The sequence below is a fragment of the Streptomyces sp. genome, assembly GCF_019510245.1.
Taxonomy (GTDB): Bacteria; Actinomycetota; Actinomycetes; order Streptomycetales; family Streptomycetaceae; genus Streptomyces.
Window position 1 is genome coordinate 40101 of the sequence record NZ_JAEKKT010000136.1, and the last position, 23620, is coordinate 63720.

Consider the following 23620-nt stretch of genomic DNA (forward strand, 5'->3'; position numbering starts at 1 on the left):
CTGCTTTAAATAGTGCCCGGACCTGACCGAGCTTTTTCGACTCTCGATCCGTTCCGAGCATTCTGCCGCGCGAACGAGGGTTGCCCCCGCCGCCGATCCCCGGGATCTCCCGAGGATCTCCCGGCCCGCGCACCTGGCTCACCGACCGGTCTCCCCGACCCGCACCCGAGATTCCTGACCGAACTCTCGGACCCGCGTCCGGGATCCCGCCGGATCCCCCTGCACCACGGCCCGGAACCACCGGCCGGCCTCCCGGACCCGCGCCCGGGTCCACCGGCCGACACCCCGGGCTCACACCCGGGACCACCGACCGATCCCCCGGACCCGCGCCCGGGATCCCGCCCGGATCCCCGGAGTCCTGGGCCTACGGCAGAGGCACGGGAAGGACATCCTTCCCGCACCCCGTTCCGTGGCCGTAACGCTGCCATTACAGCGTTCTTTTGACCATGCCTACGACAAGGTCATGCCCCCTGGGTCAGGAGGTCTTGACCGTGATCGAACCGTCCTTGATGCCGGCCTCGGCCTTCTTGAGCGCGGCCTGCAGGGCGGCGTTGTTCTTGAAGACCGGGTTCGAGTCGGCCAGGCCGACGCCACCGTTGGTCAGGGAGCCGCGGATCTCGCCGGACAGCGGCTTCTTGTCCTTGATGACCGACTTGGCGAGGTCGTAGACCGCACCCTCGACGTTCTTGAGGGCCGAGGTCAGGATGTAGTTCTTGTACTTCGACAGCGCGGCCTGGTTGTACTGGTCGGAGTCGACGCCGATCGCCCACACCTTGTGCGCGGCGGCGGCCTTGATGACGCCCTGGCCGGAGAGGCCGGCGGCGGCGTAGACCACGTCGGCGCCCGCGCCGATCTGGCCCTCGGCGGCGGCCTCGCCCTTGTCGGGGCTGGAGAAGCCGCCCTCCTGGGCGGTCTGGGTCAGGTACTGGGCCTTGACCGTGACGTTCTTCTTGGTGGCCTTGACGCCCTGCTCGAAGCCCGCCTCGAACTTGTGGATCAGCGGGACGTCCACGCCGCCGATGAAGCCGACGGTGTTCGACTTGGTGGTCAGCGCGGCGGTGACACCGGCCAGGTACGAGGACTGCTCCTCGTGGAAGACCATGTCGGCGATGTTGCTCGCCTGGTCCTGGTTGTCGTCGATGATGCCGAAGGTGACCTTCGGGAACTTCGCGGCGGCTTCCTTGACCGCGGGCGCGTAGGCGAAGCCGACGCCGATCACGGGGTTGTAGCCGGACTTGGCCAGGGTCTCCAGCCGCTGGACCTTGTCCGCGTCCGACTCGCCGTCCTGCGGCTCGATGTCCCGGCCGGTGACGCCGAACTCCTGGTTGGCCTTCTGGAAGCCGGCGTACGCGGCGTCGTTGAAGGACTGGTCGCCCTTGCCGCCGACGTCGTACGCGAGACCGACACCCTTGGACGCCCCGGACTTACCGGTGGAAGAGCTGGACGAGCTGGACGAGCTGCCGCACGCTGAGACGGTGACGGCAAGAGCTGCGGTTGCAACGCCCGCAACGGCGATTCGGGACACCCGGCGCATGGAACGAGACTCCTTCGTGCAAGCGCCCAAACCAGGCGCTGGTTCCGCGGCAGCGTAACGCGCGTAGACCAGACGGAAAACCCCCAATGTCCGGTCCGTTATCTACCTGTGGCCACAGTCACGGCCAAGGCTACGGACAGCAATACGCCCCTTGCAGGAGGCAAGGGGCGTACGTGCTGCAACGACGTGCGAGCGGCCGTACACATCGGTACGGCCGCTCACCCGGCGACTCATATATGTCGCATTACTTCGTGTTGACGGTGACCTTGCCGTCGATGATGTCCTGCTTGGCCTTGTCGACCGCGGCGACGACCTTGGTCATGGCCTTGTACTTCGGGTTGGAGTCGGCGAAGCCGACGCCGTCGGTCTTGAGGGTGCCCTCGATGACACCGCTCTCCGGCTTGCCCTGGTAGACGGACTTCACGAGGTCGTACACCGCGCCGCCGACGTTCTTCAGGGCGGAGCCCAGGATGTAGTCCTTGTACTTGGCGAGAGCGCTCTGGCCGTACTGGTCGGAGTCGACACCGATCGCCCAGATCTTGGCGGTGGCGGCGGCCTGGATCACACCCTGCCCGGAGAGACCGGCCGCGTGGTAGATGACGTCGGCACCGGCGTCGATCTGGCCCTGCGCCGCGGCCTTGCCCTTGTCGGGGCTGGAGAAGCCGCCCTCAGCGGGCGTCTGGGTCAGGTACTGCGACTCGATCTTGATCTTCGGGTTGACCGACTTGGCACCCTGGTCGAAGCCCGCCTCGAAGGTGTGGATCAGCGGGATGTCCACGCCGCCGATGAAGCCGATGTGGTCCTTCTTGGTGGCCGAGGCCGCGGCCACACCCGCGAGGTACGACGACTGCTCCGCCGCGAAGACCATGTCGACGACGTTCTTGGCCGTCACTTCGTTGTCGTCGATGATGCCAAAGGTGATCTTGGGGTACTTGGCCGCGACCTCCTTGACCGCCGGCGCGTACACGAAGCCGACACCGATGATCGGGTTGTAGCCGGCCTTGGCCAGCTGGTCGAGCCGCTGCACCTTGTCGGCGTCGGTCTCGTTGTCGGCGGGCTCGACGTCCCGGCCGCCGATGCCGAAATCCTTCTCGGCCTTCTGGAAGCCGGCGTACGCGGCGTCGTTGAAGGACTGGTCGCCCTTGCCGCCGATGTCGTAGGCGAGGCCGATGCCCTTGCCGTTGTACTTGCCGGACGGGCTGGCGCCGGAGGCACCGCTGTCCGAGCTGGACTTGCCGCACCCGGCGGCCGCGAGGGCGATGACGGCAACGGTCACCGCAGCTTGGGAGAACCGAGTCCTCCGACCCGAGATAGTACGCACAGCAAGCACCCCTTCGTCCCCACGGCACCGTCCCCGGCCCGCTTCCCCAACCGTCCACCCTCGGTGGCGATTTCGGCGCACAGTAACGCGCGTAGAAGGGGAGGGGAACGGGGTTTCTCCGGGCCGTTATCGAACCGTGCCGACTCCGGGTTACAACCGGCGGCCGCCGGTTACGGCGGGGTGACACAAGGGGGCGAAGGGGTATCGAACGGGCACCCTCTCGCCCCCTGGGGGACTTGCGTGACGTGCGGGGAAGCTGACCGTTTCTCCCGCCGTCTCATACGATCGCCGTCGGTACTACTACATGGTCGCGTCGATCAGGGCGGCGGCCGTGAACAGCTCGACCCCGACGGTGATGGCCCGCTCGTCGGCGTCGAAGTCACCCTGGTGCAGGTCGCGCACGGTCCGCTCGCCCGGCGTGCGCACCCCGAGCCGCGCCAGGGCGCCCGGCACGTGCTCCAGGTACCAGGAGAAGTCCTCGCCGCCGAGGCTCTGCTCGGTGGTCTCGATGGAGTCGGTGCCGCGCCGGGCGGTCATGGCGTCCCGCAGCAGTTCGGTGATCACCGGGTCGTTGACGACCGGCGGCACCCCGCGTACGTAGTTGATCTCGGACTTGGCGCGGTGCATGGTGGCGACCTCGTCGATCGCCGCGTGCACGACGTCCGGAGCCTGCCGCCAGCCCTCCAGGTCCAGGCAGCGCACGGTCCCGGACAGCTCGGCGTGCTGCGGGATCACGTTGGGCGCGTGCCCGCACTCGATCCGGCCCCAGGTCACGGCGAGCCCGCTCCGGCTGTCCACGCGCCGCCCGATGAGCGCCGGCACGTCGACGGCCACCCGGGCGGCGGCGGTGACCAGGTCGGTCGTCAGGTGCGGCCGTGCGGTGTGCCCGCCGGGGCCGTCCAGCGCCACCTCGACCCGGTCGCAGGCGCTGGTGATGGCGCCGGTCCTGAGCCCGATCCGCCCCACGTCCACCCGCGGGTCGCAGTGCACGGCGATGATCCGCCCCACCCCGTCCAGCACCCCGGCCTCGATGGCGTCGGCGGCGCCGCCGGGCAGCACCTCCTCGGCGGGCTGGAAGAGCAGCCGCACCGGCCGCGGCAGCTGCCCCCGCTCGTGCAGCTCGGCGAGAACCAGTCCGGCGCCCAGCACCACTGCCGTGTGCACGTCGTGCCCGCAGGCGTGCGCCCGGTCCGGCACGGTGGACCGGTACGAGCACTCGGTCTTCATGTCCGGGATGGGCAGGGCGTCGATGTCGGCCCGCAGGGCGAGCACCGGAAGCCCGTCCCCGACCGGCCCGATGTCACAGACGAGTCCGGTCCCCGCCGGGAGGACGCGCGGCCGGAGACCGGCCTTCTCCAGCCGCTCCTTGATGGCGGCCGTGGTGCGGAACTCCTGGTTTCCTAGCTCGGGGTGCATGTGCAGGTCGCGGCGGAAGGCGACGAGTTCGGCGTGCAGTTCCTCGCTGAGCACGCCGGGGAGCACATCCCCGGGGAGGTCGGCCTCGGTCTCTAGGGACATCAAATGGTTCACCCTCTGAAGGGTAGGACGCCCGAAGGGTCAACTGACCCGAGATCAACAAAAGTTCAGCCCGTTAGGGGAAGAATATCTGACCGCGGACGCATGACCTCGGACGTGGCTGGGTAACACGTATGTTTCCTCTTCCACGCATACCACGCCTGGCGACGATCACGCCCGTCCTGTCCACCCACCGAAACGGGATCGAGCCGCAACCGCGACTTCGCCACGCGGGCCGCGCCCGCCCGGTAGCGTGCGCGACCGTGACGGACTCGGACACGACCGACTTCATACAGACCACCCGTACGTCCTACGACACGATCGCCAAGGACTACTCCGCCGCCTTCCCCGGGGTACCCGACCTCCCTGTAGACATGTCCATGATCGCCGCCTTCGCCGCGCTGGTGAAGGCGAACGGCACCGCCCCCGTGGCCGACCTGGGCAGCGGCCCCGGCGACATCACGGCCCACCTGAACGACCTGGGTGTCCAGACCTTCGGCATCGACCTCTCGCCCGCCATGGTCACCCTGGCCCGCGAGGCCCACCCCGCCGTGCGCTTCCACCGGGGCTCCATGACCTCCCTGGACCTGCCCGACGAGACCCTCGGCGGGATCCTCGCCCTGTACTCGATCATCCACATCCCCGACGACCACCTCCCGGCGACCTTCGCCGGCTTCCACCGCGTCCTGGTCCCCGGCGGCCACGTCCTGCTGGGCTTCCAGAAGGGCGAGACGCCCGGTCTGCACCTCACGGAGCGCTTCGGCCACGAGATCGACCTGCGCTACTACTGGCGCCCCGCGTACGCCGTGGGCGACATGCTCGCCAAGGCGGGCCTGGACGTGGCGGCGACCCTGATCCGGGAGCCGGTGGGGTCGGAGAAGATGCCCCGGGCGTTCGTCCTGGCCCGCAAGCCGGGCTGAGCGGGCACCGCGGCGCGGGGCGCGAGGACGAACGCACGGGGACGCGGGGCGCCGGGACGGGCGCGCGGGGCGTCACTCCTGGGTACGTTGCACGCACCCGGTGACGACGTCCCGCAGGTTCCCGCTGCCCTCCAGGAGCTCCCGCTGCTCGTCGGCACCGTTGCCGCGCCGCAGCAGCAGCCCGACGGCCTCTTCCACCGCCGTCAGGTCGCCGCTGTCGACGAGGGCGTCCCGGGTGTGCGCGAGCAGTGCCTCCAGTACGGCGGGGGCCGCCCGGGGCCGCAGGGTGGCGGGGTCGAGCAGTTCACCGCCGAGCCCCGACCGTGCGGCCCGCCAGCCGGCCAGCCGCTGCAGCCCCACCCCGTGGTCGACGGGTTCCCGCCCGGCCCGCCACTCCCGCGCGGCCGTCTCCACCAGCGCGCGGGCGAGGGTGGCCACGAGTACGGCGATCTCGGCGCGCAGGCAGACGTCCGCGACCCGGATCTCCACGGTCGGATAGCGCCGGGCCAGCCGGGCGTCGAAGTAGACCATCCCCTCGTCGAGGATGACGCCGGTGGCGACCATGTCCGCCACCAGCCGGTGGTAGCGCTCGGCGGAGCGGAACAGCTCGGTGGGACCGGAGGACGGCCAGCGCGCCCACACCCGGCTGCGGTAGCTGGCGTAGCCGGTGTCGGTGCCCTGCCAGAAGGGTGAGTTCCCGCTGATCGCGACGAGCACCGGCAGCCACGGCCGTACCCGGTCGAGCACCTCCACCCCCTCCTCGTCGGACTCCACGGCAACGTGCACGTGGCATCCGCACACCAGCTGCTCCCGGGTGGCGATGCCGTACTGCTCGGCCAGCCACTGGTAGCGCGGGTTCACACTGATGGAGGGGCTGACGGGCAGCGGCGAAGTGGCGAGCGCGACCACGGCACACCCGAGGTCCCCGGCGAGCCGGGCGGCCTCCTTGCGACACCGGCTGATCTCCTCCCCCAGCTCCGCCATGTCCGACTGCGGATGGGTGGCGAACTCCAGCATCTGCCCGTAGAGCTCCTTCTCGAACACGTCCTGCCCCGGATCCACCAGCGAGGCCCGCGCCAGCACGGCCGCGGCCGACGCCTTGGGCTCACCCGTCTCCGGGTCCACGAGAAGGAGCTCTTCCTCCACTCCGACGGTACGCACGTGAGGCCGCCCTCCATCCGCGCCGCGCCCGTACGCGGCAGGCTGTACCCCCCGACTTCCCAGGCGGAGCGAGGGGACACCTGCCACTGCACGCGCCCCGCCCCCGCGATTCCGTCTCCGTCCGCGACAACGTGTCCACGCGGCGCCCGACCGGCTCGATCTCCCTCAGACCACGTTCAATCCCTTTGCACCACCGAGCAGATCGCCCCTAGCGTGCAAGTGCCCAGGAACCGTGCGCCAGGGCGGCGTGCCACACGGACGAGGAGCAGTCGCCATGGGGACCATGGTCTCGGTGAGGGGCTGGCTGGAGTGTGACGACGAGCAGCTGGCCCGGATCAAGGAGATCGTGGAAGCAGACGATCCGGAGCGCACCTACAGCGGGGGCTGGGCCTTCCCCGCTCGGCAGTACAACTGCATCAGGTGGGCCTTCTACGGGGGCGACATCCGCGCGGTGTCCCTCGGCTGGTTCGAGGAGAGGTTGCGTCAGATCGCCCGGATCCCGGCCTCCCACCCTGATGACGAGTACGACGAGAGGCCCCGGGGGCTGTTTCTGGTCAGCCATGACGTCGACGGCATGAGCGAGGGTCCACAACGGCGGTCTGGTGATCGGCCGCCCGGATGGGGACTACCACTACCTCGACGCCTAGCCGGACACGGCCGAGCGTCTGGTCGCTCCGGCCCGGATGACCGCCGCCCGAAGCGGCCTCACTTCCACGGCGCGTTGAACGCCCGCCCCGGTACCGGCTTGGCGATCAGGGCGATCGGGACGAAGAAGCTGACCTGGCCGATCACGAACATCAGGGTGGCGAGGGCCTTCAGCTCGTACACCTCGGCCGCCTGCGCGTACAGCTCGTCGGGGCCGGCCGGCTCGCTCCGGTGGTCGACCGGGCGTACCCGCTGGCCGACGCGGCCGCGGGCGTCCGGCACATGGAGCAGGGGCACGCCCGCGGCAAGGCCGTGGTCTCCGTCGCGTGATCCGAGGTGGTCCCGGAACCGGTGCGGCCGGGCGCGCCCGTCTCCGCCCGCGGCCGCGGTCACGGCCCGGTGGTCGCCGTCCGGGTGAGGCGGGCGCGGAGGCGGGCGGCGTCCTGGACGGGTGGGAGGCCGTAGGCGGCGCGGTACTCGCGGTTGAACTGGGTGGCGCTGACGTAGCCGACGGCCTGGGCGATCTGGGCCGCCGAGGCGTCGCCGGCGAGCAGGCGGCGCCGGGCCTCCTGGAGCCGCAGGTGCTTCTGGTAGCGCAGCGGGCTCATGCCGGTGGCCGACTTGAAGTGCCGGTGCAGGCCGGCCGGGCTCATGTGCGCCACCGCCGCGATCTCGTCGATGCCGAGCGGCTCGGTGAAGCGGGCACGGATCCAGCGGGCCACCTCGCGCACCCGGGTCGCGGTCGAGTCGGCCAGCGACCACTGGCGCAGGACGGGGCCGAGGGAACTGCGCAGCAGCCGGTAGAGGATCTCGCCCTCGATGCGGGCGGCGAGCGGGCGGATGTCCTCGGGGGCGTCGAGGAGTTCGACCCAGCGGGTGACCGCGTCGGCGAGTTCGGGCGGCATCGGCGCGGCGACGTGCGCGGCCGGGGTCGACGGGGCGCCCTGGCCGGTCTCGTCCAGCTCCAGCAGCAGTTCCGTGAGCGGCTCACCGTCGAGATGCAGGGAGGCGGACCGGTACGGCACCTGCTCCAGGTCGGCGGTGACGGGCAGGTCGATGGTGGTGAGGAGCATCTCGCCGGGGCGGGCGACCCGGATCAGCTCACCCGCGGTGGTGCGTTTCGTGCCGCTGCCGACGAAACAGATCATCGGTTCGTACAGCAGGTGGGCGGGCTCGACCGGCTCGTCCACCGAGGCCAGGGAGAGCCGGGGAACCGCGGTGTCCGTGCCCTGTCCCACGCAGTGCCGGTCGACGGCCGCGACGAGTCGGTCCAGCACAGCGCACTCCGTCCCTGAGAGGATCAGGCAATTCTATGCGGGCGGCGGCCCATGCCTGCCGGGCGCCGTCTCCCTAGCGTTGACGGCATGGCAGAGCACACCACACACCTCCCGCAGCGCACCCTCGGCACCCAGGGCCTCACGGCCGGCGCGATCGGCCTGGGCACCATGGGCATGACGATGGCGTACGGCGCCCCGGACGAACGGAGCAGCATCGAGACCCTCCACCGGGCCCACGAGCTCGGGGTCACCCTCTTCGACACGGCCGAGCTGTACGGCCTGGGCACCGGCAGCAACGAGCAGCTCCTCGGGCGGGCCGTGAAGGGCTTCCGGGACGACATCCTGATCGCGACGAAGTTCGGCTTCGACCTCTCCGACCCCACCCGGATCGGGCAGGGCCTGGACAGCCGGCCCGAGCACATCCGCGAGGTCACCGAGAACAGCCTGCGCCACCTCGGCACCGACCGCATCGACGTGCTGTACCAGCACCGCGTGGACCCCGACGTGCCCATCGAGGAGGTCGCGGGTACGGTCGGCGAGCTGATCGCCGAAGGCAAGGTCCGGTTCCTCGGGCTGAGCGAGGCCGGACCGGAGACCATCCGCCGCGCCCACGCCGTGCACCCGGTGTCGGTGCTCCAGACCGAGTACTCGGTGTTCGAACGGGCCGTGGAGGCCGAGATCCTGCCCGTGCTCCGGGAACTGGGCATCGGCTTCGTGCCGTACTCCCCGCTGGGGCGCGGCTTCCTCACCGGAGCGGTCAAGCCCGCCGCCGAGTACGAGGCGGACGACATGCGGCACACCATGGACGAGCGCTGGAAGCCGGGCAACTACGAGAAGAACGTCGCCGCGGTGCGCGAGCTGACCGCCCTCGCCGAGGGCAGGGGCTGCACGGTCACCCAGCTCGCGCTGGCCTGGCTGCTCGCGCAGGGCGAGGACATCGTGCCCATCCCGGGCACGCGCAGCCCGCGCCGCCTGGCGGAGAACGTGGCGGCAGCCCAGGTCGCCCTCACGCCCGAGGACCTCGCCCGCGTCCAGGAGATCCTCCCGCACGGGGCGGCCGGCTCCCGCTATCCCGCGGCGGTCATGCCGACCTGGCAGTAGTCCCGCAGCCGTCGGGGCGCGAGAGCCCGGCGCGCCCGGAGTCCTAGGCGGGGCTCGTCACCGCCGCCAGCCGGTGGACGTCCTTCGCCGTCCCGGTGACCCCGGAGAGGAAGCCCTGGGCGCGCGGGGAGGCGTTCGCCGTCAGCCAGGCGGGGTCGATGTCGCAGACGGCCACGCGGACGCCCGTGCCGACCAGGGCGAGGGGGAGGGTGTGCACGACCGTCGAGGGGAAGCTGAGGATCGTCCGGCCGATGGGGCCGCGGCGGGCGATGAGCTCCAGGGGGAGGTCCGGGCGGACTATCTCCAGGCCGGTCTCGGCGGCCAGGCGGTGGAGTTTCTCGGTGCTCTCGCGGCGGTGCGCGAAGTAGCGGGTCGCGCCGTGCGCCTTGGCGAGGGTCTGGACGGCCTCCAGGTAGCGGTCGCCGTCCACGACGCCCGTCTCCACCAGGGAGGTGCCGACCATGTCGGCGCCCTTGGTGATGCGCGGCGGGCCGAAGCGGGCGCGGGTCCAGCCGAAGTCGTTCGCGGTGACCGTCACGCCGGCCGGCGTCTCCGTCATCGGCATGGAGGAGAAGACCTCCACCCGGCGGTGGGCGCTCGGGGTGAGGCGGCGGCGGGCGGAGGAGGAGACCGGGGCGAAGAGCAGGTCCCGGGCGCCGGGCCGGCCGCCCTTGCGGTGCCAGCGGACCAGGCGTTCGCCGCGCGCCAGCTGGGCGACGAACTCCATCGTGGCCGTGCCGTCGTCGACCACGACCAGGTCACGGGCGCGGGTGATGGTCAGCAGCAGTTGTACGTAGCGGGAGAACGGGTCTCCCATGACGATGCGGTCGGCCCGGCGGAGGGAGCCCGCCAGGCCGCCGATCGTCTGGAAGGGGGCGGCGGTGCCGCCCCGCGCTTCCTCCCAGCGGACCCGGTGTCCCTCGTCCCGGGCCAGGTCCGCCATGCGGCGCAGCTGGCCCCGGGTCATGGGGTCCGTCGGGGACAGGACGACGATCGTGAGTTCCGCGCCGGGTGCAGATATGCCGGACGCCGGGCGCCGTACCTGGCTGGGTACGGCCGGCCCGGGGTCCGCCGCCCCGCGCAGGGCGTGGACATGCGCCCACTCCAGCACGTTCAGCAGCTGCACCGGACTCTCGACGAAGGCGAGGGTGTGGGGGCCGGGCTTCCCGGCGCGGGGGCTCATCGACGTACGACCGTCCCGTCGTCGTAACACATCAATCAGGCTCGGACTCAGACCTGGACCGGCTCGCCGGCGGCCGCGGCGATCTCCGCCTCGGCGACGACACCGGTGACGCGGCGCAGCTTCTTCATCGGGCCGAGCTCGGAGTCGTAGACCTTCTTGACGCCGTCACCGAGGGAGGCCGAGATGGTGCGGATGTCGCGGACCAGGCGGACGAGGCCCTGCGGCTCCACGGAGGCGGCCTGGTCGGAGCCCCACATGGCGCGGTCGAGGGTGATGTGACGCTCGACGAAGGTGGCGCCGAGCGCGACCGCGGCGAGGGTGGTCTGCAGGCCCGTCTCGTGGCCGGAGTAGCCGATCGGCACGTTCGGGTACTCCTTCTCCAGCGTGTTGATCACGCGGAGGTTCAGCTCCTCGGCCTTCGCCGGGTAGGTGGAGGTGGCGTGGCACATGAGGATGTTCTCGGAGCCGAGGACCTCGACCGCGTGGCGGATCTGCTTCGGCGTCGACATGCCCGTGGAGAGGATGATCGAACGGCCGGTCGCGCGCAGCGCCTTCAGCAGCTCGTCGTCCGTGAGGGAGGCGGAGGCCACCTTGTGGGCGGGGACGTCGAACTTCTCCAGGAAGGCGACGGCCTCGGTGTCCCACGGGGAGGCGAACCAGTCGATGCCCTTGGTCCTGCAGTACTCGTCGATCTGACGGTACTCGTCCTCACCGAACTCCACGCGGTGGCGGTAGTCGATGTAGGTCATGCGGCCCCAGGGGGTGTCGCGCTCGATGTCCCACTGGTCGCGCGGGGTGCAGATCTCCGGGGTGCGCTTCTGGAACTTGACGGCGTCACAGCCGGCCTCGGCGGCGACGTCGATCAGCTTGAAGGCGTTCTCCAGCTCACCGTTGTGGTTGATGCCGATCTCGCCGCAGATGTAGACGGGCTTGCCCGGACCGACCTCACGGGAACCGAACGTGCGCAGGCGGGAGTTGCTCATGACTGTGGGGTGTCCTTACTTCGGGAGGGAATCGAGAGAGGGGCCGAGGATCCAGCTGGCGATCTCTCGGATCGCGCCGTCACCGCCGGGGAGGGTGGTGACCGCGCGTGCGGCGCCGCGTACGACGTCGTGGGCGCTCGCGACCGCCACGGGCCAGCCGGCTACGGCGAAGCACGGGAGGTCATTGACGTCGTTGCCGACGTAGAGCACGCGCTCGGGGGCGATGCCCTGCTCCTCGCACCACTGCTTGAGTGCGAGGTCCTTGCGGTCGATGCCGTGCAGGACCGGAATCTGTAGCTTCCGGGCCCGGGCGGCGACGACCGGGTTCTGCTCCGTGGAGAGGATCAGCATCTTCAGCCCGCTCTTGCGCAGGGCGGCGATGCCGAGTCCGTCGCCGCGGTGCACGGAGACGAACTCCTTTCCATCGGCGTCGATCAGCACCCGGTCGTCGGTCTGGGTGCCGTCGAAGTCCAGTACGACCGCGTCGACGTCGTCGGCGGTCGGCAGCGCGCCGGGGCGGTCCGCGTCGAAGAGCGGGGCCAGGGCGCGGGCGCGCGCGAGCTCGTGCGGGTCGTCGATCTCCAGGACGCGCGCGGGGTCGGTCCGCACCAGTTCGGTGTGGCCGAAGAAGCGGTGCTGGTGCTCTCGGAAGCCGTCGGCGCGCATCGCGTAGGCGGCGCCGGTCTCCAGGAAGTCCTGGGGGCGGTCCTGGCGGCGCGGGCGGAACGACTTGTCGTGGTTGACGCCGAAGCCGCCGCTGGCCGAGGCCTCGTCGGCGCCCACCGGCACCGGGGCGTGCACCTCGTCGCGCCAGACGAAGCCGTGGAAGGGGGCGACGGTCAGGGCCGTGTCGGCGCCGTTGTCGACGATCGCGCCGGCCACCCCGTCGATGTCCTCGCGGACGATGAACGGGCTGGTGCACTGCACGAGGAGGACGACGTCGACCGGGGCGCCGTGCAGCGCCTCGTGGGCGTCCATGGCGTGCAGGACGGCGGCCTCGGAGGTGGCGGTGTCACCGGCGATGGCGGCGGGGCGCAGCACGACCTCGGCGCCGGCGGAGCGGGCGGCGGCGGCGATCGCCTGGTCGTCGGTGGAGACGACCACGTCGGTGACCAGGCGGGAGGCGACGCACTCGCGGACCGCGCGGGCGACCAGCGGGACACCGCCGACCGGGGCGAGGTTCTTCGCGGGCACGCCCTTGGAGCCGCCCCGGGCGGGGATCACGGCGAGGACGCGGGGCACTACGGCCCCTTCGGGGTGAGACATCGGCTCTGTTCCTTCGGCAACTGAAGCTTGGCGCGGGATCCGGTCGCTCACAGCTCTCCCATTCGTCGGATCACGGGGGCCACCCGCTGGACGCCGTGGCGGTAGGCGCCGCGTGCGGCCCGGCGCACGATCTGGCGGACGGGGCCCGGGGCCCTGTCGGCGGCGGGCGCGCCCGGGAGCGGGACGCCGTCGGGGCCGAGGTGGTGGCGGGCGAGGATGCCGGGCAGGTAACCGGACGCGGTCTCGGGTGTGTAGTACGGGTTCAGCGGCGGCAGGCCGCCCGGCCGTGCCAGCAGCTTCGCGATGCGCTCGCGGGCCGCGTCGAAGGCGGTGGCGTAGCTGCCGTCGGCAGCTACGCCCTGCCGTGAGACCCACTCGGCGTCGGGCACCGGGCGGTGTCCGGCGTCGAGTTGGTCCCAGGAGGCGAGGCAGCCGGAGCCGACGAAGTGGTGGTTGCCGAGCGCCTCGCGGATGCCGAGGTCGGTGAGGACCACGGTGGGGATCCGGCGGTGCAGGGACTCCAGGGCGGCCGTCGAGCTCATCGTGACCAGGAGGTCGGTGCGGTCGAGCACCTCGCCCATGTGCCCGTAGACGAGGCGGAAGTTGGCGGGCACGTCCTTGCCCTGGACCAGCTTCTGGTACGGCAGTTCCTCGATGTGGGTGGTGTGCTCGCCGGGCTTGGAGCGCAGCTTGAGCAGCACCTCCCGCTCGGGGTGCCGGCGGGCGTGCTCGATCAGCCGGTTGAGCAGGTAGGTACGGTCCTTGCGGCTGTCCGGGACCGAGGGCTGGGCGGCGAACACGACGGTGTAGGGGTCGTGTTCACCTTCGTACGGCTCACCGCCGAGGAAGGGCAGCGCGACCTCGGTCACCGACGAGGAGTCGGCGCCGACCCCGTCGTACACGGCCCGGAACCGCTCGGCGTCCTGGCGGGAGTTGGCGAGGACGAGGTCCGCGCCGTGCCGCAGCAGCAGACCGTCGGCGAGCTTCTCGTAGACGACCCCGACATAGCCGGTGACGACCACGGGCCGCTTCTCCCGGCCGGCCCAGGCGCTGCGCAGCCCGTGCAGCATGGCCTGCGTGCCGCCGCCGACGAGGGAGAGGACGAGTATGTCGTACGACTGCTGGTCCATCTCTCTCAGGAACTCGACGGCCGTGACCTCGCGGAGCGAGTCCGCGTGGACGCCGACCTCCTGGAGCTGGCGGGCGGTCGGGGTGGCACGGCCGCGCAGGAGGTAGCCGTCGAGCCGGACGTCCGAACTGTCGGTTTCGTTGGGAATCAGGCGCTTCGCGGTGAGCGCCCCCCACTTCCACCGGGTGTCGGAATCCGCCAGGACGGCCACCCGCAGGGACTTCGTTGCACTTGCTGGCACATCGAAGACGCTAGGAAGCCATTCCGAGGAACTCCCGAACCCGAATCCAACAAAAGGTTAACAACACGTCTCCGGATGGGGAATCAGCTCGGGATAAGCCCTCAAAATCGGCCGGTTCACAGCTTCGCCACGTGTCGTTCACCTCGATTCAAGGCGACAGTCAAGACGGATGACGGGCGTCCGCCTAACGTCCTCCACGTGGTCAAGCTCTCCGTCATCGTGCCGTTCTACAACGTGCAGCAATACGCGCCCGACACCCTGAGGAGCCTGCGCGCGAACGCGCGTGAGGACTTCGAATTCATTCTCGTCGACGACTGCTCGACCGACGGGACACCAGAGATTCTCGCGCGGGCCGAGCGCGAGCTCCCCGGTGCGGTCCATGTCAGACACGAGCTGAACGGAGGGCTGGCCACCGCGCGCAACACCGGCATCGACAGAGCGCGCGGCGAGTACGTGACCTTCCTGGACGGCGACGACTGGCTGGCGCCGGGCTACTACCCGCAACTGGTGGACGCGATCGAGTCGCTGGGCTGCGACTTCGTCCGTACCGACCATGTCCAGTGCACCGCGCGCGCCCGGATCGTGACGCGGGTGCCGGTCGGCCGCCGGAACGTCGTGATGAACCCGCGGGACGCCATCCTGCCCGCCGACCGGTCCACATCCGTCGACTACGCGTACGCATGGGCGGGCGTCTACCACCGCCGTCTGGTGGACAAGGGGCTCGTGCATTTCACGGACGGACTGCGCACGGCCGAGGACCGGCCGTGGATCTGGAAGCTGCACCGGGAAGCCGGGTCCTTCGCGGCGGTGAACCTGCTCGGCGTCTTCTACCGGCGTGGCGTAGCCTCTTCACTCACACAGATCGGCGACGTCCGTCAGCTCGATTTCATTCGCGCGTTCGACCAGGTGATCGAGGAAACGGCACAGGACGCCGACGCGAAGGAACTCCTGCCGAAGGCCGTCCGCACGTATTGCGCCATCATTTCCCATCACCTGGGATCCATCGAAAGGTTCGAGCCCGCGGTGGCGAAGAAGCTGAAATCCATGAGTGCGGCCGCACTGCGGCGCATGCCGCAGGACGTGCTGGACGAGGCCCTGGACTCCATGGACCTCCAGCGCGCCACCAAGCTGCGCCGGCTGCGCCGCCGTCCCGCCCCCGCGGGAGCCGCCGCGTGACCACCCAGATCTTCCAGGCGTCCACCCTCTACGGCACGGCCACCCTCGCCGCCGCCCTGGACTCCGGCGCCTTCCGCCCGGCCGACCGGCGCATCCTGCTGGTCTGCAACAACGCGGCGACCCCCGAGACCACCCCGGGCCTGGACGAGGCGCCCGGCTTCGAGCGGCTGCGCGACCGCTTCGACGACGTGATCTCGTACAACGAGACGATCTTCCCGTTCCACCCCGGCGGCTGGGCCCCGCGCATTGAGGACTTCCCGCTGTGGGAACGCTTCCTGCGCCACGAGTGGCAGCTGGGCGACGACGACGTCGAGTTCGCCGTCGAGTCGATCCAGGTCAACCCCTCGCAGAGCCTCACCCAGATCTTCACCGGCGCCCCGGTCACGGTCTACGCCGACGGCCTGATGAGCTACGGCCCGACCCGCAACAAGATCGACCCGCTGGTCGGCACCCGCGTCGACCGGGTCCTCCACCTCGACCTGGTGCCCGGCCTGAAGCCGATGCTGCTCACCGAGTTCGGTGTCGAGGGCGAGGTCGTGCCGACCGCGGCGTTCACCAAGGTGCTCGCGGAACTGGCGCCCGGCGGCGACGAACTGCCCGAGATCGAGGAACCGGCCCTGCTGCTGGGCCAGTACCTCTCCGCGCTGGAGATCCTCACCCCGGAGCAGGAGGAGAACCTGCACGTCCGGATGTTGAAGGGCGCCGTCCAGCTCGGCCACACCAAGGTCGTGTTCAAGCCGCACCCCTCCGCCCCGGCCCGGTTCGCCCGGACCCTGGAGCAGGAGGCCGAGAAGCTCGAGGTCGACCTCACGGTCCTGGACACCACCGTCCTCGCCGAGGTGCTCTACCAGCGAATGCGCCCCGCCCTGGTGGTCGGCTGCTTCTCCACCGCGCTGCTCACCGCGTCCGCGCTGTACGGCCTGCCGACCGCCCGCATCGGCACCGACACGCTCCTCGACAAGCTCACGCCGTACGAGAACAGCAACCGCGTCCCGGTCACCGTCGTCGACGCGCTGGTGCCCGAGCTCAGCGACCGCAAGGCGGTCGAGGAGCAGCGCCCGCGGATGAGCGTCGAGGCGCTCGGCGAGCTGATCCGCGCGGTGGGCTTCGCCATGCAGCCGAAGATCTACCCGCAGCTGCGCGGGGAGACCGAGCGCTATCTGACGAAGCACCTCAGCGACACCACCATCCGTTACTTCAAGCGCAAGCGTCTGACCTCGCTGGGGCTGCCCGGTGGGGTGCCCGCGCAGCTGGCGTTCCTGCCGCGCAACGCGACGGTGCGGCGGATGGCTCGCAAGGCGCGTAATCTGCGGCGGGTTGTGCGGAAGTAGGTTCCGTGTCCTTTTCGGCTGCGGCGCCGTCGTGGCTGGTCGCGCAGTTCCTCCCCTTACGGGGCGCTGACGTACCGCTTCTCGAAGGGGCGGGTCCCGATCATGGGGACCCGCCCCTTCGGGGTTACCGGCCCAGGATCTTCTTGATCGTGGCCGCGTTCTCCTGGGTGACCTTCCACAGCTGTTCCTGCCGGTCGTGCACGTCGGCGACGGTGCGGCTGTGGTTGTCGAGGATGCCGATCGCGCGCTCGGTGAGGATGTCGCCGAGGTTCTTCTCGTGCACCGAGACACCCCACTCGGGCCGCTCGATGTCGTTCAGGAAGTACGCCATCTTCGGGTGCGAGATCAGCGAGACGATCGGCGTGCCGACCCCGAACGGGATCATGCCGGCGTGCCCGCGCATGCCGATGACCAGGCGGGTCTTGGCGTACGTCTCGCGGATCTCGTCGTTGGAGAAGTCGTACATCGGGATCACCGGCAGCGAGATGCCGTGCTCGCGGCGCAGGTCGAAGGCGATCTTCTCGTCGTCGAGGGAGTGCGCCACGCACTTGACCTCGGTGTGCTCGCCGATCTTGCGGACGGCCTTGGCCATCTCGGCGAGGAAGTGGGCGTAGTCGTGGCCGAAGCGCAGCCCCGCACGGTCGTAGGCCGCGTTGAGCATGACCGTGTCCTCGCGGTACGCCGGGTCGGTCCAGCCGGTCACCAGCTGGCGCATGACCGTGGTGGGGCAGGGCTGGAAGACGACCTTGTCCTGGAGCTCCGGCGGGAGCATGCCGCGGACCTTGGCGATGGAGCCGTGGTTGCGCAGGCCGAAGAAGGAGGACTTCTCGACCAGCAGCCGCAGGCTTTCGTTGAACCGCTGGGCGCGGTAGGACTGGCCGTCGAAGGCGTTGAAGCCGACCGCGTAGATCATGATCGGGACGTCGATGGCGCGCAGGTGCTCGTCCGGGACGTTCCACTGCCAGGCGCTGTTGCCGTTGGGCATGGTGTCCGGGATGAACAGCCCGCCGCCGCCGATGACCAGGCCCCGGCGGGCGTTGACGCGCTCGAGGGCCGCCTTGTCGAAGTAGCGGTGGGCGTGGACGGAGTGCCAGCGCCGGGAGGTGGTGTCCGGGCCGAAGCCGAGCCGGACGGTCTCCGGGAGCAGCTTGTCGCCCGCGTTGCCCTGCCGGTCCATGTAGAAGGCCACGTGCGCCAGCTGGTCCTCGGCGCTGCCCTGCTCCTGGGAGGGGACGGCGGCCGCGCGCTGGGCCCACAGGCGGCTGGAGCGGTGCGTGGGGTCGACGGTGAGGCCGGCGGTGGCGTACCGGAGGGCCTCGGTGTTGTCGCCGTTCACCCAGGCGATCTGGGCGAGCCGGGCGAAGGCGGTCGCGGCCCGGTTGGGGGCGGCGGTGGCGAGCAGCAGCTGGGTCTTGGCCTCCTCGTAGCGGGAGACGCTCATCAGGGCGTGCCCGAGGACCTCGTGCGGCCAGGCCTCGTCCAGCGGGATGTGGACGCTGCTCATGACGTCGACGGCGTCCTGGTAGTCGCCGGCCGCGATGTGCGCGGCGGCCACCTTGCGGGCGATCTCGACGTCACCGGTGCGCTTGACGTGCGGGGTGCCGAAGTGGACGACCAGGTCGTGGTGGAGGCCGCCGGAGGAGGCGAAGTAGGCCGCGTGGAACTCGGCGCCGGTCATGTCGAACTCGCGCCAGCGGTCCTCGGCCTGCGCGTAGCCGCTCTCGCCGCCCTGCCAGGGCTTGTGGCGCCCGGTGAAGTGCAGGATCTTGGTGTCCTCGGGGACCGGGAGGTCGCCGGAGAGCCGCCGCTTGACGAAGTTGTACTTGGCGTCGAGGCGGACGAAGTCCCCGTCCAGGACGGCGTTCAGGATGCCCTGGTCGTGCTTGTCCAGCTCGTAGTCGCCGCTGCGCCCGGTCTTGTCGATCTTCGCGCAGAACTCGTCGGACAGGTACTCCTTCTGGATCACCAGAAGACCGGAGTTCAGCTTGTGCTGACCGTAGAAGAACTGCGGGACGGCCGCGAGCCCCTCGCGCAGTTCCAGGAGCTCGCCGAGACCACCGAGGACGACCATGTCGGTGTCCAGGGTGATGACCGTGTCGTAGTCGCGCAGCCGGAAGATGTCGAGGATGAAGTACGCCTTGCGGACCAGGTAGTTGTCCTGGTCTCCCTTGACGTACGAGTCGTAGTGCGTGTCGTTGACCCGCTGGAGCACGATGCGCGGGTGCAGGGCGCGGATCTTGGCGATGGAGGCCGGGCGCAGGTCGTCGTAGAGCACGACGAAGTCCTCGCAGACGCCCGGGTTGGACAGGGCGAGGCTGCGCAGCAGGACCAGGAAGCCGGGCAGGTAGTTCTCGTCCACGTAGGACGCGAACGCGATCCGGCGCTTCTTGGTGAGGGCGCTGGCGTCGGTGTTCGGTATCGCCGAGGTGAAGGTGGTCGTCATCGCAGGGAGATCCTCATGTCGGTCACGCTCTGGGCCCGCTGCATGACCCAATCCTTCTCGCTGGTGTATTCGTGCACGGAGGTGATGGCCAGCTTCATGGCCTCCTGCACGCGGTAGGCGCCGCTCTCGTAGAAGTCGAAGCCGATGAGGTCCAGGGTCGGGCTGACGTCCAGGAAGTCCAGCAGCCAGAGCATGTTGAACCCGGAGGTCGGGATGCCCGACCAGGTGTCGGTGCCGATCTGCCCGATGTTCCGCATCGGCCAGCGCAGCGACTCGTCGCCGAGGTACTTCTGGGCGCCGGGCACCAGCTTGTTGCGCAGCGAGTGCTTCCAGTCGCCCGAGACGCCGCCGAAGATCAGCCGGGTGGTCACCGGCTTCTCCCAGTTGAAGGCGTGCTTGTGGATGCTGACGTGGATGTCGGTGCGCTCACCGGTGTGCTTCGGGTCGATCTTGTACGAGTTGAAGCGCACGACCAGGTCGTAGTCGTCGATCTGCTTGCCGATGCCGCTCGCGCCCACCCGGCCGGAGTTGGCGATCAGGCAGACCGACTTGCCGGCGATCTGGTTGCGGAACTCGCCGAGGCTGATCCACTGCACGCCGTCGACGGTCGGGTTGGCGACCGGGCCGCGCATCCGGACCCGGCGCTGCTCGGCGTAGAGCGCGACGGCCTCGGCGATGCCGGCGTCGTTGCCCTCGGCCAGGCGCAGGTCCAGGTACTGGCTGAGCAGCTCCTGCCGGTCGTTCACCGGTGCCTCGTCCTCGGCGAGGGCGAGCAGCGCGCCGACCAGGCGGGGCTCGGCGGCCCGCCAGTCGCCGACGGCGTGCAGGGCGAGGCCCTCGGCCCAGGTGGCGGTGGCGGGCCCCCGGACGTGGTCCGTGGCCGCGGGCACCTGCCGCTTGAGGAGGTCGAGCAGTTCACGTTCGCGTTCGGCGGCGCGGCGCATGCCGGATATCCGGTTGGCGACGCCGAAGCCGTCGTCGGTGGTGAGTTCCAGGTAGCGCTCGTAGGCCTCGACGGCCTCGCGCTCCTCGCCGAGGCCCTCCAGGATGCGGGCGCGCAGCCGCCACCCGGCGCGGGAGTTCTTGCGGTGGGCGAGGACGGTGTCGCTGATCACCAGGGCGAGGTTCAGCTCGTCGTTGTAACCGCACTCCAGGGCCTTGTTGGCGACCGCGAGCAGAGCGTCCAGCAGGTCGTTGTTGATCCCGCCCGAGGGGCTCGCCGCGCCCTTGACGGCGCGCTTGAGAAGCGCCGTCGCGCCGCCGGCCGAGGCGGGGGCGGGTGTGGTGGTGCCTTCCATGGCGACGACCACCAGCAGCTTGCGCAGCTGCTCCGCCAGCTCCGCGCGGCGGCGGTCGAGGCTGCCGACCACTTTGCCGCTGTGCACGGCGCAGGCGTGCAGGCAGTCGTCCAGCTCCCCTCCACGCGCAGGTGCCCGCCTGTTCTGGACCCTCGTCATAGCTCTCCTGATTTTGCCAAGCAAAGCTTGTGTAACGGCTGTGTGTGGTGGGGTGACCCGCACCGGGGGGATGGATGGAGAAACTAGGAAGCCAAAACGACCATATGGTTAACGACCTGCGACAGGTAAGAGAATGGTCAGTAGGTTCACCGCACACTTTCTATGATTCCCCCAGGTGACGGTATGGGACTTCGCACGTCCCGGGGACCGTCCGAACAGATCGGATGATTAGCGGTCCGGTCCCGGGTAGGCGTCTCGGACCATGTCACTCGCGACCCCCACACTGGCGCCCTCGCCTGCGAAGATCCCGGTCGTCCCGGCCCCGCCCGGGCACCCCCGCACCCGACTGCTCGCCCTCGACGGACTGCGGCTCGCCGCCGCCCTGATGGTCTGCCTCTACCACTACGCGGGACGCGGCGGAGTCGTCTCCGCGTCCTGGCACCAGAACCCCGAACACGTCTTCCCGACCCTGTCCCGGGCGGCCGTCTACGGCTGTCTCGGCGTCGAGTTCTTCTTCGTCATCAGCGGCTTCGTGATCTGCATGAGCAGCTGGGGCCGCTCCCTCGGCGACTTCTTCCGCTCCCGCGTCGCCCGCCTCTACCCCGCCTACTGGGTCGCCCTGGTGCTGGTCACCGGGGCGTCCCTGGTCCTGCCCGCCGTCGTCCACCCGGTCCGCCTCGACGAGTTCCTGGTCAACCTGACGATGCTCCAACAGCCCATGGGCGTGCCGCGCGTGCTCGGCGTCTGCTGGACGCTCTGGGCCGAGGTCCGCTTCTACGCGCTGTTCGCGCTGGCCGTCGTCCTGCCGGGCGTCACCTACCGCAGGGTGGTGCTGTTCTGCTCGGTGTGGACCCTGGCCGCCGTCCTGTCCACCGCGGCCGGCGACGGGTCATGGGCCCAGCTGGTCGTGATGCCCCAGTACGCCCCTTACTTCATCGGCGGCCTGGCCCTCTACCTCGTCCACCGCTTCGGCAGCCGGCTGCTGCCCTGGGGCATCGTGGCGCTCTCCTGGATCCTCGGGCTGCGCACGGCCACCGAGGGGCTGTGGCACGCGGGTACCCCGCGCGACCCGTACGTCGTGATGCTCGTCGTCACCCTGGCGTTCGCCGCGGTCGCGGCGGTGGCGGCCGGCTGGACGCGCTGGGCGGCCTGGCCCTGGCTGACCACGGCCGGGGCGCTGACCTACCCCTTCTACCTGGTGCACGAGCACCTGGGCTGGTTCGTGATCCGGGTACTGCACCGGGGCTGGGGTCTGCCGCCGTGGCCCACGCTGGCGGTCACGGTGCTGGTCATGCTGGGCCTTGCCTGGCTGATCCACCACTACGTGGAACGGCCTTTCGGTCTCCGTCTGAAAACGGCGTTGAAGGGCGACGCCGTCCCTGCGCGCCGGTAAGGTGCGGTGAAAGAAAATGACTTGACTCGGCGGCCTCCTTGCTGACCCACGGCTTGTCGGCCACGCCCAGCACCCTCCTTTGCCCGGCATTTCCGGACTGGGCCGGCAACCGGATCAGCACGGTTCGCGGACCGGCGGCTATTCCGGTTCACCATTCTTTCCGCGGATTGGTCCGCATTGCACTCCGCACGCCGGGCACGACAACAGAATTCGAGCTGAATTCCACCACACTTTCCGGTACCTGGAAGCTCTCCCTCCCATTGTCACGGGCGGCCGGTATCCGTGCTTGTGAGATCGACTTGGGCCCACCTAGCGTGAGCCCGGAACAAGCCCGGCAAGATCGAACCGAACAGAGGAGAGCTCGTGAAGTCTCGTTTCCGCCTGTCGGCCGCTGCCGCCGCGGTGTCCCTGGCGGCGCTCGGCGCGGTGGGTATCGCCACCTCGCCCGCGTCCGCCGCGACCGGCACCTGTTTCGGATACACCGGCAACTTCAACGAATACGGCGCGGACTTCGTGGACTGGCAGTACGGGCCGGACGAATGCTTCGGCGTCGCCCCGTCGGGAACCATCTGGCACACCTGGTCGGGTGCGGGCGGCTGGAAGGAAATGCCGGGCGGCGGAAAGGCCCTGGCCACCGTCGGCTACTTCGAGTCCTCCGCCGGAAAGGCCGTCAAGGTCGTGACGGCGGCCGGCAACTACTACTGCAACTACGACGACTACGCGACCAACACGTGGGGCGGCTGGTACCAGACGAACACCGACCACTGCTGAACCCGGCAATCCTGTTCCCGGGCGGTTGCACAACCGCCCGGGAACAGGATTTTTCTGTGCCGGTCACGAGCCGCGCCGCGCCTCGACTCCCGCGAGGATGATCTCCAGGCCGGTTTCGAAGTGGGTGTCGTAGTCGGTGAAGATCTCCCGGCCCGCCGCCGCCGACAGGGGGAAGTCGGCGAGCATGCGGGCTCGTTCGTCGACGTCGTAGCCCTCCCGGCGCCGGCCCGGGAGGGGTTCCACGCCCTGTTCCTCGGTGACGAAGCCGATGGTGTAGGCGTTGGTCGTCATGCCCGCCCGGGCCGCCTGGGCGAGGGTGAAGCCCGCCTCCGTCATGATGCGCAGGTAGGCCTCCTGCTGCGGGGCATGGTCGGTGCCCGTGAAGCGTGAGCCGCTGTAGACCTTCGCGCCGTCGCGGTAGCCGAGCAGGGCCGTGCGCAGCCCCCTGCTCATCGTGCGCAGCGCGTCCTGCCAGGTGCCGGCGGGATCGAGCCGGGTGACCGCGGCCATGCGGCGGTACATCTCCGTCGCCATCTCGTCGAGCAGCGCCTGCTTGTCCTTGAAGTGCCAGTACAGAGCCGGGGCCTTGACGTCCAGCTCCTTGGCGATGGCCCGCAGGGTCAGCCCCTCCAGACCCGCCTCGTTCAGGAGGCGCAGGGCCGTGTCGGCGACCCGGCGGCGGTCCAGGGGGGTGCGTCGTTCCGTACTCACGCTTGACAGCTTAACAGCGTTAAGGGCAGCCTGGTCGCCGACGGCACTTAACGGCGTTAAGG

General features: G+C 70.1%; 20 protein-coding genes. 7 read left to right on the top strand and 13 right to left on the bottom strand.

The features are described from left to right. Positions 1-475: 475 nt before the first annotated feature. The 3 genes from JF597_RS20740 to JF597_RS20750 all read right to left on the bottom strand — a co-directional run bounded on the left by JF597_RS20740 (position 476) and on the right by JF597_RS20750 (position 4373). Positions 476-1534: a BMP family ABC transporter substrate-binding protein gene (locus JF597_RS20740; protein WP_293996776.1), complete on the bottom strand. Its 1059-nt coding sequence runs from the start codon at positions 1532-1534 to the stop codon at positions 476-478. Between the two features lie 244 nt (positions 1535-1778). After that, entirely contained in the window at positions 1779-2810 is a 1032-nt protein-coding gene (locus tag JF597_RS20745) for a BMP family ABC transporter substrate-binding protein (RefSeq protein WP_293996778.1), read from the bottom strand. 345 nt (positions 2811-3155) lie between these two features. Then, positions 3156-4373, bottom strand: a complete 1218-nt coding sequence (locus JF597_RS20750; RefSeq protein WP_293996780.1) for a M20 family metallopeptidase — start codon at positions 4371-4373, stop codon at positions 3156-3158. Between the two features lie 260 nt (positions 4374-4633). Between JF597_RS20750 and JF597_RS20755 the strand changes: the two genes are divergently transcribed. Further along, positions 4634-5290 (top strand): class I SAM-dependent methyltransferase, encoded by a 657-nt coding sequence (locus JF597_RS20755; protein WP_293996782.1) that lies wholly within the window; start codon positions 4634-4636, stop codon positions 5288-5290. A 72-nt stretch (positions 5291-5362) separates the two neighbouring features. On the opposite strand, the gene JF597_RS20760 is transcribed toward JF597_RS20755, so the two are convergent. Together JF597_RS20760 and JF597_RS55610 are read right to left on the bottom strand one after the other, a co-directional pair. Continuing rightward, the gene (locus tag JF597_RS20760) at positions 5363-6451 is read right to left on the bottom strand and encodes a glutamate--cysteine ligase (RefSeq protein ID WP_293996784.1); all 1089 of its coding nucleotides are present in this window, start codon (positions 6449-6451) and stop codon (positions 5363-5365) included. 705 nt (positions 6452-7156) lie between these two features. Continuing rightward, complete coding sequence (locus JF597_RS55610) at positions 7157-7279, bottom strand: hypothetical protein (RefSeq protein WP_366916428.1); 123 nt, start codon at positions 7277-7279, stop codon at positions 7157-7159. A 48-nt stretch (positions 7280-7327) separates the two neighbouring features. Between JF597_RS55610 and JF597_RS20765 the strand changes: the two genes are divergently transcribed. Further along, a complete protein-coding gene (locus tag JF597_RS20765) occupies positions 7328-7426 on the top strand; it encodes a zinc-binding dehydrogenase (RefSeq protein WP_366916429.1) in 99 nt (32 codons plus the stop codon). A 59-nt stretch (positions 7427-7485) separates the two neighbouring features. Here JF597_RS20765 and JF597_RS20770 read toward each other — a convergent pair whose 3' ends face one another. After that, positions 7486-8373, bottom strand: coding sequence for an AraC family transcriptional regulator (locus tag JF597_RS20770; RefSeq protein ID WP_293996786.1), 888 nt, complete (start codon positions 8371-8373; stop codon positions 7486-7488). 87 nt (positions 8374-8460) lie between these two features. On the opposite strand from JF597_RS20770, the gene JF597_RS20775 reads away from it, so the two are divergent. Then, a complete protein-coding gene (locus JF597_RS20775) occupies positions 8461-9474 on the top strand; it encodes an aldo/keto reductase (protein ID WP_293996788.1) in 1014 nt (337 codons plus the stop codon). Positions 9475-9517: 43 nt separating this feature from the next. Here JF597_RS20775 and JF597_RS20780 read toward each other — a convergent pair whose 3' ends face one another. Genes JF597_RS20780 through JF597_RS20795 form a run of 4 tightly spaced genes read right to left on the bottom strand, consistent with a single transcriptional unit; the run spans position 9518 to position 14276 of the window. Then, entirely contained in the window at positions 9518-10657 is a 1140-nt protein-coding gene (locus JF597_RS20780) for a hypothetical protein (RefSeq protein ID WP_293996790.1), read from the bottom strand. A 47-nt stretch (positions 10658-10704) separates the two neighbouring features. After that, positions 10705-11640, bottom strand: a complete 936-nt coding sequence (locus JF597_RS20785) for an N-acetylneuraminate synthase family protein (RefSeq protein ID WP_293996792.1) — start codon at positions 11638-11640, stop codon at positions 10705-10707. Positions 11641-11655: 15 nt separating this feature from the next. Then, entirely contained in the window at positions 11656-12906 is a 1251-nt protein-coding gene (locus tag JF597_RS20790; RefSeq protein WP_293996794.1) for an acylneuraminate cytidylyltransferase, read from the bottom strand. Positions 12907-12953: 47 nt separating this feature from the next. Then, positions 12954-14276: a DUF6716 putative glycosyltransferase gene (locus JF597_RS20795; protein ID WP_293996796.1), complete on the bottom strand. Its 1323-nt coding sequence runs from the start codon at positions 14274-14276 to the stop codon at positions 12954-12956. Positions 14277-14474: 198 nt separating this feature from the next. Between JF597_RS20795 and JF597_RS20800 the strand changes: the two genes are divergently transcribed. Continuing rightward, positions 14475-15452: a glycosyltransferase family 2 protein gene (locus JF597_RS20800; protein ID WP_293996798.1), complete on the top strand. Its 978-nt coding sequence runs from the start codon at positions 14475-14477 to the stop codon at positions 15450-15452. Next, positions 15449-16783: an alpha-2,8-polysialyltransferase family protein gene (locus JF597_RS20805; protein ID WP_293996800.1), complete on the top strand. Its 1335-nt coding sequence runs from the start codon at positions 15449-15451 to the stop codon at positions 16781-16783. The genes JF597_RS20800 and JF597_RS20805 overlap by 4 nt, the downstream gene beginning before the upstream one ends. Positions 16784-16907: 124 nt before the next feature. On the opposite strand, the gene JF597_RS20810 is transcribed toward JF597_RS20805, so the two are convergent. Together JF597_RS20810 and JF597_RS20815 are read right to left on the bottom strand one after the other, a co-directional pair. Continuing rightward, on the bottom strand, positions 16908-19226 hold the full coding sequence (locus tag JF597_RS20810; RefSeq protein ID WP_293996802.1) for a glycosyltransferase: 2319 nt from the start codon (positions 19224-19226) through the stop codon (positions 16908-16910). Beyond that, positions 19223-20683: a glycosyltransferase family 29 protein gene (locus JF597_RS20815; protein WP_293996804.1), complete on the bottom strand. Its 1461-nt coding sequence runs from the start codon at positions 20681-20683 to the stop codon at positions 19223-19225. The genes JF597_RS20810 and JF597_RS20815 overlap by 4 nt, the downstream gene beginning before the upstream one ends. Before the next feature lie 262 nt (positions 20684-20945). Between JF597_RS20815 and JF597_RS20820 the strand changes: the two genes are divergently transcribed. Both JF597_RS20820 and JF597_RS20825 read left to right on the top strand, forming a co-directional pair. After that, complete coding sequence (locus tag JF597_RS20820) at positions 20946-22076, top strand: acyltransferase (protein ID WP_293996806.1); 1131 nt, start codon at positions 20946-20948, stop codon at positions 22074-22076. Positions 22077-22439: 363 nt separating this feature from the next. Beyond that, positions 22440-22847: a hypothetical protein gene (locus JF597_RS20825; RefSeq protein ID WP_293996808.1), complete on the top strand. Its 408-nt coding sequence runs from the start codon at positions 22440-22442 to the stop codon at positions 22845-22847. 63 nt (positions 22848-22910) lie between these two features. On the opposite strand, the gene JF597_RS20830 is transcribed toward JF597_RS20825, so the two are convergent. Further along, a complete protein-coding gene (locus tag JF597_RS20830; protein ID WP_293996810.1) occupies positions 22911-23558 on the bottom strand; it encodes a TetR/AcrR family transcriptional regulator C-terminal domain-containing protein in 648 nt (215 codons plus the stop codon). Between the last annotated feature and the right edge of the window lie 62 nt (positions 23559-23620).

Coding starts and splice junctions, on each gene's coding strand:
- JF597_RS20815 (WP_293996804.1), bottom strand. CDS start 20,683: ATGACGAGGGTCCAGAACAGGCGGGCACCTGCGCGTGGAGGGGAGCTG.
- JF597_RS20785 (WP_293996792.1), bottom strand. CDS start 11,640: ATGAGCAACTCCCGCCTGCGCACGTTCGGTTCCCGTGAGGTCGGTCCG.
- JF597_RS20750 (WP_293996780.1), bottom strand. CDS start 4,373: ATGTCCCTAGAGACCGAGGCCGACCTCCCCGGGGATGTGCTCCCCGGC.
- JF597_RS20790 (WP_293996794.1), bottom strand. CDS start 12,906: ATGTCTCACCCCGAAGGGGCCGTAGTGCCCCGCGTCCTCGCCGTGATC.
- JF597_RS20775 (WP_293996788.1), top strand. CDS start 8,461: ATGGCAGAGCACACCACACACCTCCCGCAGCGCACCCTCGGCACCCAG.
- JF597_RS20810 (WP_293996802.1), bottom strand. CDS start 19,226: ATGACGACCACCTTCACCTCGGCGATACCGAACACCGACGCCAGCGCC.
- JF597_RS20820 (WP_293996806.1), top strand. CDS start 20,946: ATGTCACTCGCGACCCCCACACTGGCGCCCTCGCCTGCGAAGATCCCG.
- JF597_RS20780 (WP_293996790.1), bottom strand. CDS start 10,657: ATGAGCCCCCGCGCCGGGAAGCCCGGCCCCCACACCCTCGCCTTCGTC.
- JF597_RS20740 (WP_293996776.1), bottom strand. CDS start 1,534: ATGCGCCGGGTGTCCCGAATCGCCGTTGCGGGCGTTGCAACCGCAGCT.